This is a genomic window from Candidatus Nitrospira salsa (genome assembly GCF_965152625.1).
In genome coordinates this window covers 860983-875560 of record NZ_CBCUCO010000002.1, presented here as the reverse complement: position 1 = coordinate 875560, position 14578 = coordinate 860983, and the positions used below count along the sequence as shown (strand labels likewise).

General features: G+C 46.1%; 12 protein-coding genes. 9 read left to right on the top strand and 3 right to left on the bottom strand.

Going from position 1 to position 14578, the window contains the following annotated elements; translation table 11 throughout:
* Positions 1–194: 194 nt before the first annotated feature.
* Positions 195–797, bottom strand: a complete 603-nt coding sequence (locus tag ACWQXP_RS05775; protein ID WP_454062989.1) for a transglycosylase SLT domain-containing protein — start codon at positions 795–797, stop codon at positions 195–197.
* 1047 nt (positions 798–1844) lie between these two features.
* Here ACWQXP_RS05775 and ACWQXP_RS05770 point away from each other — a divergent pair.
* The 3 genes from ACWQXP_RS05770 to ACWQXP_RS05760 all read left to right on the top strand — a co-directional run bounded on the left by ACWQXP_RS05770 (position 1845) and on the right by ACWQXP_RS05760 (position 4281).
* Complete coding sequence (locus tag ACWQXP_RS05770) at positions 1845–3170, top strand: hypothetical protein (protein WP_454061887.1); 1326 nt, start codon at positions 1845–1847, stop codon at positions 3168–3170.
* A 529-nt stretch (positions 3171–3699) separates the two neighbouring features.
* The gene (locus tag ACWQXP_RS05765) at positions 3700–3981 is read left to right on the top strand and encodes a type II toxin-antitoxin system Phd/YefM family antitoxin (RefSeq protein ID WP_454061886.1); all 282 of its coding nucleotides are present in this window, start codon (positions 3700–3702) and stop codon (positions 3979–3981) included.
* Positions 3982–4281, top strand: a complete 300-nt coding sequence (locus ACWQXP_RS05760; RefSeq protein ID WP_454061885.1) for a type II toxin-antitoxin system RelE family toxin — start codon at positions 3982–3984, stop codon at positions 4279–4281.
* Between the two features lie 127 nt (positions 4282–4408).
* Here the strand turns inward: ACWQXP_RS05760 and ACWQXP_RS05755 are convergent, their stop codons facing one another.
* Positions 4409–4777, bottom strand: coding sequence for a hypothetical protein (locus tag ACWQXP_RS05755; protein WP_454061884.1), 369 nt, complete (start codon positions 4775–4777; stop codon positions 4409–4411).
* A 444-nt stretch (positions 4778–5221) separates the two neighbouring features.
* On the opposite strand from ACWQXP_RS05755, the gene ACWQXP_RS05750 reads away from it, so the two are divergent.
* The 3 genes from ACWQXP_RS05750 (at position 5222) to ACWQXP_RS05740 (ending at position 7361) form a co-directional block, all read left to right on the top strand.
* Entirely contained in the window at positions 5222–5494 is a 273-nt protein-coding gene (locus ACWQXP_RS05750; protein WP_454061883.1) for a type II toxin-antitoxin system Phd/YefM family antitoxin, read from the top strand.
* A 375-nt stretch (positions 5495–5869) separates the two neighbouring features.
* Entirely contained in the window at positions 5870–6598 is a 729-nt protein-coding gene (locus tag ACWQXP_RS05745; RefSeq protein ID WP_454061882.1) for an alpha/beta hydrolase, read from the top strand.
* Positions 6599–6896: 298 nt separating this feature from the next.
* A complete protein-coding gene (locus ACWQXP_RS05740) occupies positions 6897–7361 on the top strand; it encodes an LEA type 2 family protein (protein ID WP_454061881.1) in 465 nt (154 codons plus the stop codon).
* 203 nt (positions 7362–7564) lie between these two features.
* Here ACWQXP_RS05740 and ACWQXP_RS05735 read toward each other — a convergent pair whose 3' ends face one another.
* On the bottom strand, positions 7565–8053 hold the full coding sequence (locus tag ACWQXP_RS05735; protein WP_454061880.1) for a hypothetical protein: 489 nt from the start codon (positions 8051–8053) through the stop codon (positions 7565–7567).
* Between the two features lie 577 nt (positions 8054–8630).
* Here ACWQXP_RS05735 and pgm point away from each other — a divergent pair.
* The 3 genes from pgm to ACWQXP_RS05720 all read left to right on the top strand — a co-directional run bounded on the left by pgm (position 8631) and on the right by ACWQXP_RS05720 (position 14267).
* Positions 8631–10283, top strand: coding sequence for a phosphoglucomutase (alpha-D-glucose-1,6-bisphosphate-dependent) (gene pgm / locus ACWQXP_RS05730; RefSeq protein ID WP_454061879.1), 1653 nt, complete (start codon positions 8631–8633; stop codon positions 10281–10283).
* A gap of 217 nt (positions 10284–10500) precedes the next feature.
* Entirely contained in the window at positions 10501–10788 is a 288-nt protein-coding gene (locus ACWQXP_RS05725) for an encapsulin-associated ferritin-like protein (protein WP_454061878.1), read from the top strand.
* 275 nt (positions 10789–11063) lie between these two features.
* The gene (locus ACWQXP_RS05720) at positions 11064–14267 is read left to right on the top strand and encodes a PAS domain S-box protein (RefSeq protein WP_454061877.1); all 3204 of its coding nucleotides are present in this window, start codon (positions 11064–11066) and stop codon (positions 14265–14267) included.
* Positions 14268–14578 lie beyond the last annotated feature (311 nt).

Genomic DNA, 14578 nt, shown 5'->3' with positions numbered 1-14578 from the left:
AAACATTCTTGCGAGTATAGCTTACTCTATAACTTACGTTTAGGTTTGAATCCTATACCCCTGTACATTTTTCTATGGGTTGGGTGGCCTGCTTAAAAGTTAAAGTTTTGAGGGCCCCCAATATGCAGTGTTCTCTATCGCAGCGAATTCTTTTCTAGACTTTCCTCATTTATGCCTTTAACGCGAGACTATTTTCAAAACCAACTATCAACTTCCTCGTCCAACTCAGCCTTGCAGGATTTGAGTTGTTGATTATACCGCATGGCACGCCACTTCACTTTCTTAGCGACACCTTTAAGCCAGGGTTTTCGTTGATAGGTCTTTCGCTGATACCCGCCACGCCCTTCATGATAGGCTAAATACTGACGATAGGCATCCCACTTGGAAAGCTTGAGGCTTTTCTGCGTCCCGTCCGTGTACCAGCCAATAAAATCAATTGCATCTTCAAAATCATCACGATCGGCCCCCCAATTATCCGTCTCTTCCAGATATTCTTGCCACGCAGGATCCTGAGCCTGTGCATACCCATAGGCGGACGAGTCTCTCGGTAACGGAATAATCCATAAGAACCACTCACGTGCTGGCTGCGCGTCATCGATGAATCGCGATTCCTGGTGCATGATGGCCATCGTCACAAAGATAGGTGTCCCCCATTTTTCTTGCGCGTCACGAGCCGCTATATACCAGTCCGTTTCACCAAAGAAAATATGGCAAATGTTATCGGGGTTGCTCGGGATATACGTGGCGCACCCCGAGAGCAACAGAACAGCGCTGAGAGCGAGGATTCTAAGAGCAATCATTTCATTATCTTGAGCGGTTCCCGATTTCCGAACGCGATATGTAGGTCATTTTATCAACCGGTTTAAATAAATCGCGAACTAAGAGAGAGATGGGGTTGTCCTCACAAGTTCTCATACAACGATGCCGTACTCCATCCTGATATCGCAACCCCAGTCATCCGAAAAATTATTATACGAAGAAATAAAACAGCATCTCGCGAACGTTGACATATTTGGGTTGTTATGTACTATTCCTTTTGTAGGCATCTGTCGACTAATTTCAGGAAACGACCCTGCCTATAAAGATGGCCTAAAAATGGCATGTCTCATTCTGTAATCCCATAGTGAGAAAAATTGTTATCAGTCTAAGCATATGCATTTCGAGTTGTTCCGTGAATTCGCGTAACGAACAATCGTCCGGATTTATTTCGGAAAAATGCGTTTTGTTTATAACGCGAATATGCAGAAATCGATGGAGTGGCACCATGAATGGGCGGGGAGGGATGTGCGCAATCGCGCCTGATCGTTCGAGCGAAATTGCACGACGAAGTGATTCCTCCAACTGAACGCTCGCTCATTATAAACCGGGATTAGTTGTAAGTGGTTAGCTCGTACGAGGGAGGAATCCTGCTGAGTAGATGCTCTGGGCGGCTTGTCACTCTTCATATCGAAGGGACTAAAAATAATCGAATGCCAATAGATGGCGAGCAGAATAATCTGCAAACGATTTTAATCTGAACCTCTAGCAATTCTATTCTTTATGAGGAGCGGGAATTGATAGCAGGCAAGATAAGACATAACCTCTTATTATTCGATACAAATAGGAAAGCAAAACAACGAGAGAATTCCATATTACAATTCAACGTATGAAGGGCAACATTTCGAAACATGCGGACTGATCCACTTGTCCTTATTTTTGGAAAATATAAATATATAAAACTAGATTTGACCTCATAAATAAATTTGTTGCCATTCACAAGCATCATCTTATTAAGAACATATTTCACTTGAGCGGGTTTAGATATGTCACTTAGCACATCTTTTATTCAATTTCTTCGAGAGGTTGTGAAGGGATTTGGTCCATTTGGAAAAAAGTATATAACTCCTCTACGAGCCTTTTTAAGCATGGAAGACGATCAGGAGAGAATTAAAGAAGTTTTGGAGCGAGGTCTTACAATTGAGTTTGTTAGGAATAGCCTAAGTGAAATACTTTCAAAAGACCCGTACCTGCAAAAGTGCTGTGGCAATATAGATGGATTAGCGCATACATTGGATGTTTTGTTTTTTAACCTCCTACCAGACGAAACATTTCATGAGCCAATATCTCTACCTGACAGAAACATTGAAGATTTTGACCGTCAGCTCTATAAAAGCGGTGAATTTGCAAAATACGCATTCTTTCACCTATTCAATTTTACAAGTTCTAATGACGACCTACCGCAACCTCCGTACCCAGATTGGAAGATTCTTCAAATGGAGAGTAGAGTCATTGCTCAGCTCCTTGGAGAAAATACGTTTTTAAGTTTTCTGAGCCCACCAGATGCTGGAAACTATTTTCTTGTCGCACCAGATACTGAAGGGTTTAATGTAGAATCTCTCAGTGAGTGGTTGAACCGACGTTGGAATGATTCTTCTCCTTTCCGACAAATACTCCAGTATTCTCGTGACGGAATTGTTGACATTGATTATGTTGTCCCCTACTTTAATCCGCCCTGGGTAAATTTAATCCAACGAAGAGGTATTTATTACTCCGGAATGCCAAGACAGCATCCAACTACCCCTCACTTGGAGTATTTACTACTGCCTGGAGACAAGGAGAGGATTAAGTTGTTATGGCTATTGTATCAAAGGCATGCAGACCGAATTTCCAGTATGAATACTACCTTGAGAAAAGCGATATCGACCGCTGGTGACTTCTACGAAGACTGTCATAAAAAAGCGAACCGAATTGAACAATTTTCTAATTTGATTATTGCATTGGAAGCTCTTTACACACCTAGCGATAAGGGGGAGCTTACATTTAGAATTTCGCAGAGTTGCTCTTTGTTGTTAGGAGACAATTCGGACTCCATGAAAAATACCTTCGAATTCCTCAAATCCATGTTTAGAAAGCGTGGAAAATTGTTTCACGGTCAGTACTCTCCTTCCACGAATGACCCTGAAAAATTTCTTAAGAGTGAAGACCTCTTGAGACTAATCTCTTTGGTTAGACAATCTATTCTGAAATTCCTAACGCTCTATGTTAGTGGGGAAACTGATATAAAGAAAGTCCGAAAAGATATTGAAAACGCGATATTAGATTCCGATTTTCGCTCAGAATTCTTGGAAAAGGCTGACTTCGAACGGTTTCTAGAATTGGAGCAAAGACAGAGCGAGAACAGTTGTATTTGATTCGCTAGTTTTCGATAAAGAAAAGTCTTTTAATCTTTGAGGTTTGTCGATAGAGTTATAGAAGTCTTGAGTACAGATCAATCGCGGTCAGGTCTAGTTTTTGCAATTTGCCTCAGTAGTAATCTATTCAAACCCACACTAGAAAGATGGGCCGGGAGCTTGCTTCATGGAAAAAAAAGGGGACATTCTCTTTTTTTTTACAAATGACATATGATCCAGCTAGCGTCTTGTCAGGCAGACCCTATTCGGCACATAGTGCATACGCGGTGACTTGAGGTGACGACGCTCCTCCATTTGTTACACCCACTTGCCAGGCTTGTTCTTGGGGTCAGATCTAGTTTTATATAGTATTCCTGTAAGAAAATCTTTTCAAAGCATCGCCAGAAAGATGGGGAAGGCGCTTATTTTGACTGACATTTGTCCCTCAAATTGTTCCAACTCCACGTAGTGCTATACTGTAATTGCCCTTGGCAATTACAGTGATCTTTGGTAATGTATATACAAATGAAATGCACGTGGAGGCATGGAAATGAGTGCACATAATCTATTGCGTAAGGCTAAACCCGTCAATGTTCGAGAAGCGCAGGCCCAGCTCTCAAAGCTTATCAAATCAAAATCTCCTTCGATGGTTCTCTCCCATGGCAAGCCGGTTTCATTTCTCGTTCCTTATGACGACATGTTGGATTTAGTGGAAACCATTGACGAATTAAAAGATAAGAAAATGCTCGGCGAAATCGAACGTGCGCGAAAGGAGTATTCACAGGGAAAAGCCGTTCCGGCGGAGCAGCTCTTCAAGAAAATGGGTTTCTAGATGGCGTACGAAATCGTCTTCCCAAGTGAACGGGTTGAGCGCCTCTTCCAAAAAGTCTTAACAAAGATTCCTCCCGACTCCCAAGAAGCCATCATTGGTGCCATTCGATCACTCAGTACTCATCCACGACCACAAGGTAAGCGCATTAAAAAGTTATCCGGCGAGATAATTGTGTCACAATTTGTTGGGCAGTATAGGCTGCGGGTGGGTTCGTACCGCGTGTTATACGATATTGACGACCAACGGAAAAAGGTTGTGCTCCTGAAACTCGCAAAGCGAGATGAGCAGACGTATAGCTGACATATGATCGCTCTCTTGCTTATTTATTAAATTGCTTGTTTGTAAATCCGATGTTTTGGAAAAGGGGACATTCTCCTTTTCTTGTCCATATGACAGATGATCCAGCTAGCGTCTTGCCAGGCAGACCCTATTCGGCACATAGTGCATACGCGGTCACTTGGCGTGGCGATGCCCCTCCATTTGTCACGCCCACTTGCCAGGCCTGTACGGGGTTCCCATTCGCATCGCTCGTGTCTTGAGGGAATTGTTGAGACACGCGAATGGTGTCATCTCCAATTCCGTGAAAGCCGCCTCCCAATACTTTCTTGTCGACTGCACACGTGGCGGTGATCACCGTAAACGCACCCGGTACGGCCTCCCTGGTCGTGACGATTTTTTCATAGCCGACCAACCCTGTGCAGCTGCTGGCCGCCATGAGTAGCAAACAACCTGCAGCGAAATAAACGGATGATGCTTCGAGTCTCATCGATGATTTCGGTACATTCTTCATTCTCATAAGTACCTCCGTTGTTGGCTTACACTCCCCGAGGAGATGATCTGGATAATATGAGTACGCGTAATCTTTTCTATCCTAGGGCACGGAACGAGTTACAGAATTTTTGCAGGTTGCAATAAAAAGTCAAGCCCCCAACGCTTGACTTCTTCTTTCTCATCTCCTTCGTTCGCAAGCACATGCCGGCTCTACTTTCCACGTGCCTCGGCCATGGAACCGGACAGCCATGAACGGGGAGTAGAAACAGCGATTAGTTGTAGGGGGACAAGAGGAAGTGGTCAAGACGCTTGCTTCATAATAAATAATCGGCTCAACTTTTTTAATTTGTAAGACCATATTTCCTTTATCTCTCTCCCGCGCTCTTTTAGCCACTTTCCGCTGTCAGCCTCGATGTTGACGTTCAATAGAATTTTGTCTAAGACTAGTCTAAATAGGGAGATATGCTTTATGCTTGAAGTTGGTGCTTATGATGCAAAAACACACTGGCCGCAATTACTGGAGCATACTCAAAAGGGGGAGCATTTCGTCATGACGAAGCATGGGAGACCCGTGGCTGAACTTATCCCCGTAGCTCGGAATGATGGTAATGCCGTGCGTCGGAGGATCGCAAATATTCGATCATTTCGTGAGACCTTGCGTAAACGAGGGGTTCGCATGCAAGGATTACTCAAGAAGGACGAAGGACTTTGTGATCTGGCTCATCAGGGGCATCGTTACTGATGTCGTTTGTGCTGGACAATTCTAGAAGAAGGGGCAAGGTGTCTGTTTCATAATAAACAGTTGCGCTTCCCAATTGGCTAATGCTCTAAACACAACATGCCCGGTTCAACCCACTTAATAGATTACCCCCTTTCATCAACTCTCTATACCTGCGATATTCAAAACATGCTCAACTCTGATACCTAGGCCATTGTTCAACGGGGTAGGGGCCAGCTAGACTGAGGCCTGACAATTTCAGGGAATAAATAGGTTGACTGAGACTCCTATTTTATCGGCGACAAGATCAAGCAGTTCTTTCCCTCGACCTCTCGACGTCACTCGAACTGACGCCGGTCACGATGATTATTAGTATCTTAACGGCTTATAGGGGTAATCATGTTTGAAACCATTCGCAACATCGAAGGCGAAAAGATCGACTACACCTTCCACGCGGGTGAGAAAGGTACAAAGGTCATGGTTGTTCTCGGGCACGGGGTCACGGGCAATAAAGATCGTCCGTTTGTCGTCGCGCTGGCCGAAGCCCTGTCACATGACGGGATCCCAGCCCTCAGGATGTCGTTCTCCGGTAATGGCGACTCGGAAGGTCGGTTTGAGGACTCCACGATTTCCAAGGAAGTGAATGACCTGGGCTCCGTGTTTGACGTGCTCGACGGATGGAATATCCTGTATGTCGGTCATAGCATGGGCGGGGCGGTCGGCGTGCTTCTGGCCAGTCAAGATCCACGCATTGTCGGACTCGTTTCACTCGCCGGCATGGTTCATACGGACGCGTTTTCCCAGCGCGAGTTCAGCGACGTGACACCGGATAAGGGCCTCATGTGGGACGAGCCGGCGTGCCCGCTGTCGCAAGTTTTTATCGATGACACCTCTGCTATCGGAACCGTCGTTACCCGTGCTCCATCGATTAAGGTTCCCTGGCTGCTCGTCCATGGAACTGCGGATGACGTCGTTCCACTCCAGGACTCGCTCGACATCTTCGAGCGGGCCAATGACCCCAAGCAGCTTGTCCAGATTGAAGGTGCCGACCACGTATTTTCCACGCACACACCGAAGATGGTCAAAGTTGTCCACGAATGGGTTCGAGGGCAGATCGGACGCACGTAGTTGCTGCGGATGAAGGAAGGGACGTCAAACGTATTTGATGATAAAAGGGTGATGTCGTGCTCTTTGCTCTCGCCTACTGTCAATACGGATTCTGAGGCCGTTTCCACCTTCTTTATCAAACGGAGGGTCGGGGAGAGTCATTGGGTCAGCAATGAGGTATGCCGATAACTCTCAAGACATTCGAGATTCTCTAGCTTTATGAAAACTCTTAAAAGAAAATTCATTTTTGTCAAAAGTATAGTACGCTGAATAATTCACTCGTTATCGCTTTGATCTCTGGATTGAGGTATGATTCTGTATGATGAAGAAAGATATTTCCTATCTTTTTGCTTGTATGTGCGGAATACTATTGCTTGCTAGTTGCACGACGATTAACGAATTAACGGTTCAGCCTGAGTCGCCAGAAGTGCTGCTGGTCGATATCACCCCACTAGACACCACCATGTTTGAACAACGCTTGCAAGTCGACTTGCGTGTTCGCAATCCCAATGATTTCGATCTCGAAGTGACCGGCATTGATTTTACCCTACACCTCAATGATCAACGTCTCGCCCGAGGACTGTCGAGTCAGGCGTCGACGATTCCACGACTGGGAGATGCGGTCATTTCGGTCGAGACCACCACCTCCACATTCGATATCTTGCGACAATTCCTCACTCTTCGTGAACGTCAGGATGTCGATTATCAGGTCGACGGAGTGCTGTATGTTCAAGGGGCACGCTTACCATTTGAAAACAAGGGGATCCTGCTGGATAGTGAATAAACTCATGATATTATTAGGGGTCAGACTCGAATTTTTATCGACAAAAAACGGCTTGGAATAGAGTCAGGATATAGGTTGCTAATTTCGTGATAAGTCGTTGACTGAGCTCTTTTGATGCCCACCAATTGAATTCTATGCTGATACGGATTATACCGTTTCGACTTTGTCAGGGCAGGCGGTATCTGTTTATCTGCTGCAATTCGTTATTCCTCTTTGAGTTGATACATCTCGTGGCAAGTGACGCATTTCGTGGTGATAGCCGATAAGCGTTGAAGGACATCCTGCGATGTTGTCCCGGCAAGTATGGTATCTGCCAGTTCATCAAAGTCACGATGTACCGACATGCCGAGCTGCTTCATGGGAAGAGGAAGTTTGAGTATAAGTCCTGGATTGTCATCAACCGCCATTTTCATCCCTGCCGATCGGGCAGCTGACGCGGCCAGAGCATGTCCTCGAGGCTGGTCAGTCTCACTCATGCCTGTCACGACTCCATGAACGGCCTGTAATAGTTGCCGCATTTCCGCCAGAATAAAGTTTCGTTCGGCTGGAGCAAGGTGCACGATTGTTCGACTATCGGCAGAAGGGGTCGTTGTCCCATTGACAAAAAGCCAGCCCAGCACACTGGCGCTGATCAACCAGATTGCCAAAGCAATAGGACCAATGTTTTTTGAGAGCACTGTTGAAATTGACAATTGGAGTTTCCTTATTCGTTTTAGTCATGCGTGGATTATTATCTTGAGGAGATATGTACCTTGCTGTCTTGATGACTCAATTCGTTTCCGATCATCTATTGAGGCATTGTTCTACATGATCGATGATTCTGACTGTCCCCCTTTTCCCCATTTCTACTCATTGTTGTGGACGTGACCAAGATTTCTGAATCATTATCCAGGCCGCATCATATGGAATGTGCATATCTCTTGCCAATACGTTGTCAGTGAGCGTCACGACATTGACTCTATGTGGGAGAAGATAGATTTTCATCCATAGAGAGGGGAGCAAAGTTCATTTCTTTATCTTTCGAAACACTCCATGCTCTGCATCCACTTATTAAGACTGCAAATGGATTGATTGGAGAATTACCTAATGTACCCTGCTATGAGTTGTGGTGATCATGCCTCTTGTGTTGCTGAGTACCCAGAAAAAACCCAGCAGAGCCATGAACGATGAGGGAGCCTTTGAATACTTTGGTGAATAACTGTATGGTTTCCATTATCTCTCTGAAGTCAGGACAGGTGGCATTCACCTTTTTCTTAATGTGGAGATGTTATGAAGAATCTTAGCCCGTTCGCAGGAAAACCAACCGAGCCTTCCATGCTTGCCAACATACCCCGATTGGTTACCGCATATTATACGGGTCGTCCAGATCATTCGGTGCCAGAACAACGAGTGGCATTTGGGACATCGGGGCACCGCGGATCTTCTTTAAGGCTGTCGTTTAATGAAGCGCATATTCTTGCTACCACTCAGGCGATATGCCTCTATCGTCAGCACCAGCAAATAGATGGTCCGCTTTTTTTAGGGATGGATACGCACGCGCTCTCAGAGCCTGCCCTGGCCAGTACGCTTGAGGTCCTGGCGGCCAATGGTGTCGTGGTGATGGTCGATCACCAAAACGGGTACACGCCGACTCCAGTCATCTCCCATGCGATCCTCACCTACAACAGTGATCGCAAAACGGGTTTAGCTGACGGCATTGTGATCACCCCATCCCATAATCCCCCTGAAGACGGAGGGTTTAAGTATAACCCGCCACATGGCGGTCCGGCCGATGCCGATGTCACCACCTGGATTGAAACGAAGGCCAATGCGTTTCTCGCGGACGATCTTCGCGGGGTGACCCGCATCTCGTATGAGAAGGCCATGCGGGCCTCAACCACGCACTTACATGATTATGTGGGTGCGTATGTGAATGATTTACGTTTGGTGATCGACATGGAGGTGATTCGTCATGCACAACTGTCTATTGGCGTTGATCCGCTTGGCGGAGCAGGGGTGGCCTACTGGGGACCGATTGCCGAGCGATATGGTTTCCCGGTCACGGTTGTGCATGAAGACGTCGATCCGACGTTTCGTTTTATGAATCTTGACTGGGATGGGAAGATTCGCATGGATTGTTCTTCCCCCTATGCCATGGCCGGGTTGATTGCCTTGAAGGATCGTTTTGATATTGCCTTCGCCAACGACACCGATCACGACCGACATGGAATTGTCACGCGTAGTGCGGGGCTAATGAATCCCAACCATTACCTGTCTGTGGCTATTTCCTATCTTTTTGCTCAACGCTCAGGCTGGCGAAAGGATGCGGCGGTTGGGAAGACGGTGGTGAGTAGCAGTATGATTGATCGGATAGCGGCCAAGTTAGGACGGCGTCTGGTTGAAGTGCCGGTCGGATTTAAATGGTTTGTGAATGGGCTGATTGATGCGTCTATTGGTTTTGGGGGTGAAGAAAGTGCTGGCGCATCTTTCTTGCGTCGTGACGGAAGCGTGTGGACGACTGATAAAGATGGGATCATTATGGACCTGTTGGCGGCTGAAATGATGGCTAAGACCGGGCGTGATCCTGGGCAACTCTACCTCGATCTCACCAATGAACTGGGCGTTCCGGTCTACGAGCGGATTGATGCACCGGCCACTCCTGCGCAGAAGGACATTCTTAAGAAACTTGCGCCGCAGCAGATTCAGGCATCCGAATTAGCCGGAGAAAAGATTACCGCCATTCTGACGTCAGCGCCGGGAATAAACAGTCCTATTGGCGGGTTAAAAGTGATGACGGAGAACGGTTGGTTTGCTGCTCGCCCATCGGGCACGGAGGATGTGTATAAAATTTATGCGGAAAGTTTTCGCGGCGAGACGCATCTCAGGCAAATCCAGGAGGAAGCACAGGCTCTGATTTCAACGGTGTTAGAGAGCACATCGTAATCAGGTGAGGAAGCTAAAGATTGGGAGTAAGTCGTGTGTTCAAAATTATGGGCTGTTTTAATTTTCGGCAGATGCAACTTCCTGAAAACGCTACTCATCAGTTGATTTCTTTGCTTCGAAAATTTCGTATTCGTATAATGGTTGGAGTATTGCGTTCGTTTAGGTATTGTAGACGGTCAGTCTTATTCAATTATTTTTGTATATAAGGGGACTGCTTATGGCAAATGAAGGCTATCATGAGCCAATTTCAGAATTAAGTGATGAAACGCGAGACATGCATCGAGCGATTACATCATTGATGGAGGAGTTGGAAGCGGTGGATTGGTATAACCAACGAGTCAATGCTTGTAAAAACTCAGAGTTGAAAGCCATCCTTGCCCATAACCGCGATGAAGAAAAGGAGCATGCGGCAATGGTATTGGAATGGATTCGACGACAGGATTCGACGTTTAGTAAAGAGTTGAAAGAGTATTTATTTACAGAAAAATCTCTCGCTCACGATTGAGATAAATCTTTCGCCATTCTCCAGCGTTCCATGACTTTCTCCTGAGTTTTAGGCCGTATCTTCCATCACGAGTAAGGTGATGGAAGGATAAGTAAGTGCATGAATCCCACTCATCTACTTATTCGTGAGTGGTCATTGGTTCTTTACGACGATACCAGATCAGAGGCGAAGGTGGATTTTGATGTTATGAATATGTCACCCTGTTTGGACTCGTCTTCGCCTACTCGGAGTCGAGGTCTGTTGGTCCCAACGTTTCTTCACATTCGGAGGCAATCGTGAGCCGTGATTCCCAACATGTTGAGCTGGATACTCTTTGGGAGGAAATCCGGCAACATATGGGCGTGTGTCCGTCTTTTTTTAAATTGGCCAGCGCAGACCCAGCTCTTGCACGAGGCTTATTTGATCTTGCGAAGTTTGCCTATCTGGAAAGTCCACTTCCCTCGATCTTCAAGGAAAAGCTCTTTACTTATCTTTCTCGTTTTTGTGGGGTTCGTTATTGTGTGACCCGACATGCCGCATTTCTTGTCGGACGCGGACACATCGCCGGTGATTCCGACTGTTCCCCAATCACGACCGACGAAATCTTGGCACTTCTCACAGAGCCCTTCCCCGAACGTGACGAACTTCCCAAAATTCTATCTGAGATCGAAGTTCTACCTGCCCCGTTTCAGGATTTTCCATCGTGGGATTCTTCGATAGGAAGACACCTGCGCATTGCCTGTGCCGTCATATTCATGGAGGCAGAACACGTCACTGAATGGTGTGCCGCACTGCGTCGTCTTTTCTCTCCTCAAGTCTTCCAACGACTCATGCTATTTCTGGCCTTTGTGCGCATTGCTCATTTCTGGACACAGGTGCACGCGCCTGTCGAAGGGAATATTCCTACGGCCAGTGAATTGGCTTCGTTCGATCATGATTCCGGAACACATACGCTCCCTCCATTGTTTTTAGAAGAGGATCTAGAACTTCTCTTTCAAGAGCAACGTTTGTTGATCGCACCACTTCTGCAAAACGTTCACGAAGCGGTACGCTTTGAATTAGGGCCGAAGCTTCAAGCTGAACTCCAGGAATTACGTACGACTCAAGTCTTGGCTCAAGCACTGAAGAAAAGTGAAGCTCGGTACCGCGATCTCTATGAAAATGCACCGGATATGTTCTGCTCCATTGATGTCGAAACCCAGATGGTTGTCGAATGTAATCAAACCCTATTAGAAAAAATCGGTTTTACGAAAGAAGACGTTATTGGAAAATCAGTGTTTCAACTGTACGACAATGGCTGTCTGGAGAATGCCCGGCTGAGTTTTGAGCGGTTCCTCAAACATGGATTTATCCACGGGTCAGAATTGAAACTGCGGACGCGTAATGGAAAATCTTTGGACGTCAGCTTGAGTGCCACGGCCGTGCGTGACGATTCAGGGCGAATCATTGCCACTCGTTCGATTTTTCGTGATATCTCGAAACAGAAGAACCTGGAGGATCAACAGCGATTAATATTTGAATCGTCACCTAATGGCATTTTGGTCGTCAACGAAGACGGCTTAATCCTCAAGGCAAACTTCAGAATCGCAGACTGGTTAGGCTACCGCCATGAGGAATTGGTGTCCACGTCCATTGAGCAACTCGTTCCGGAACGGCTGCACGGTGAACTTCATCGTAACCTTCATGATATATCGTTGAGACCACAAGCTCGAATCGAAGAACATGGTCATGAGCTGTATGGGCTATGTCAGGATGGAAGGGAAATCGCGTTAGAAGTCTTTTTTAATCCAATGAGTCGAGAATACGACGGGACCATTTTAATAAAGTTCATAAATGTCACTGAACGTAAACGAGATCGAGAGGTGATTCGCCGTACTAACGTCGCACTTCAAGAACAATTCAATTTGACTAAAACCATAACTGATAATGCGTCAACGAGTCTCCTGATGATCGATATTACCGGACTGGTAACCTTTGCCAATCCGGCTACTGAAGCGGTACTGGGATTCAAGCCTAATGAGCTGATCGGTAATAATTTACATGACATGGTCCACCATACTCATGCTGATGGGACCCGATATCCAATGAACGAGTGTCCGATAACTGGGACTCTCCTGGACTCCGTGCTCATTGGCCATGAGGATGTGTTCATCCATAAACTGGGCCATTTCTATCCTGTACGATGTAATGCCAGGCAAATTTTTCACGATGACGTTCCCGTGGGAATTGTCATCGAAGTCCAAGATGTGACAGAGCTTCAACGCGCTGAGGAAGATCGTCGTCGCTTTACTCAGGAACTGGCACGTCAGGTGAATGACCGGACTGAGGACTTGGTCCATTCTCAAAAACGTTTGCGAGAGTTAGCGATTGAATTGAATGTCACTGAGCAAAGAGAGCGTCAGCGAATTGCGACTGAACTTCATGATTACTTGAGCCAGCTGTTAGTGGTCTGCCGATTGAAGTTAGGACAGATCAGGCAAGTCACGGATGAAGAGTCTCAAGGGCTCAGTTTTGTCAAAGAGACCGAAGATGTTCTTGATCAAGCCCTCACTTACACACGAACCTTAGTTGCCCAGTTAAGCCCGTCAGTTCTGTTTGAATTCGGTCTCATTTCGGCCTTGCAATGGTTGGCTGGTCAAATGATTCATCACGGATTGAAGGTGGACGTCAAATGTGAGAATGCTCAGGATCTTGAGTTGAAGGAGGAGCAGAGTATTTTGTTGTATCAGTCCACACGAGAACTTCTTCTCAATGTGATAAAACATGCCGGCACTGACCACGCGTCACTCTCTCTTCACCGTCTGAAGGATCGTTTCCGTATTATGGTACGAGACACTGGAAAAGGGTTTCCCGTTGCTCAGATGCAAACGACGAAAGAATCAAGTGATCAATCGCTCACATTTGGTCTCTTTTCTATCTATGAACGGATGCTCACCCTTGGAGGATCATTCGAAATTCAATCGGAACCGGGACAAGGAACCGTTGCCAGTCTCTATTTTCCTTTACAGAAAGAATTTAACGCACCGACAAAACTGCAAGAAAAGAGAATTGTTCAGAGGAAAAATCAGGATTTTATGATAGATCATCAATCGGACGCTGCCGAGCAAATGGTGAAATCCTCTATGTCAAAGGTACGGATTTTGTTAGTCGATGATCATGTCATGGTTCGGGAAGGATTGCGAAAAATATTGGAGACACACGAGGATCTGGAACTTGTCGGGGAGGCGGGGAACGGGGAAGACGCGGTAGAGCTTGTGAAACGGCTGAAGCCGTCTATGGTGATTATGGATGTGAATATGCCTAAATTGAATGGCATTGAGGCAACGGCTCGAATCAAAGCGTATTATCAAGACACGATCATTATCGGGTTATCAGTCAATACCGATAGTGAGAATCAACGAGCCATGTTAGAAGCTGGTGCCATCGCCTTGCTCCCCAAAGAAGCTGCAGTAGCAGACTTGTATCACACCATTCAAGCAGCTTCAAAGTCTCAACTGTAACTATCTATCGAGTTTCTTTGCCCTATCGATTTGGTCTCATTCCCAGTCTATCGACATCGATGTCGTCACCCAGCATTCCTCCTGAAGTTGAAATGCTTTGATTTCATGACTTTATTCTAGGTCTGAGTCGTGAGTACTTGTTCTCATTTTCAAAACGACAAAGTTTTTTTATTGTTTCTGGTTTGCCTGTCACGAAGCGATGCATGAAACACGGGATCTTGTCTCTTGTTGCATGACATTGGTATTCATATTTTCAGATTGTTTGATTGTCAATCTAGGTAGATCGTCATTCTCTGCTCCTCTTTTTTCCA

Bases quoted from the DNA above. Each gene is read 5' to 3' on its own strand.
- ACWQXP_RS05765 (WP_454061886.1), top strand. From the start codon at position 3,700: ATGAGTGCACATAATCTATTGCGTAAGGCTAAACCCGTCAATGTTCGA.
- ACWQXP_RS05760 (WP_454061885.1), top strand. From the start codon at position 3,982: ATGGCGTACGAAATCGTCTTCCCAAGTGAACGGGTTGAGCGCCTCTTC.
- ACWQXP_RS05755 (WP_454061884.1), bottom strand. From the start codon at position 4,777: ATGAGAATGAAGAATGTACCGAAATCATCGATGAGACTCGAAGCATCA.
- ACWQXP_RS05750 (WP_454061883.1), top strand. From the start codon at position 5,222: ATGCTTGAAGTTGGTGCTTATGATGCAAAAACACACTGGCCGCAATTA.
- ACWQXP_RS05745 (WP_454061882.1), top strand. From the start codon at position 5,870: ATGTTTGAAACCATTCGCAACATCGAAGGCGAAAAGATCGACTACACC.
- ACWQXP_RS05740 (WP_454061881.1), top strand. From the start codon at position 6,897: ATGATGAAGAAAGATATTTCCTATCTTTTTGCTTGTATGTGCGGAATA.
- pgm (WP_454061879.1), top strand. From the start codon at position 8,631: ATGAAGAATCTTAGCCCGTTCGCAGGAAAACCAACCGAGCCTTCCATG.
- ACWQXP_RS05725 (WP_454061878.1), top strand. From the start codon at position 10,501: ATGGCAAATGAAGGCTATCATGAGCCAATTTCAGAATTAAGTGATGAA.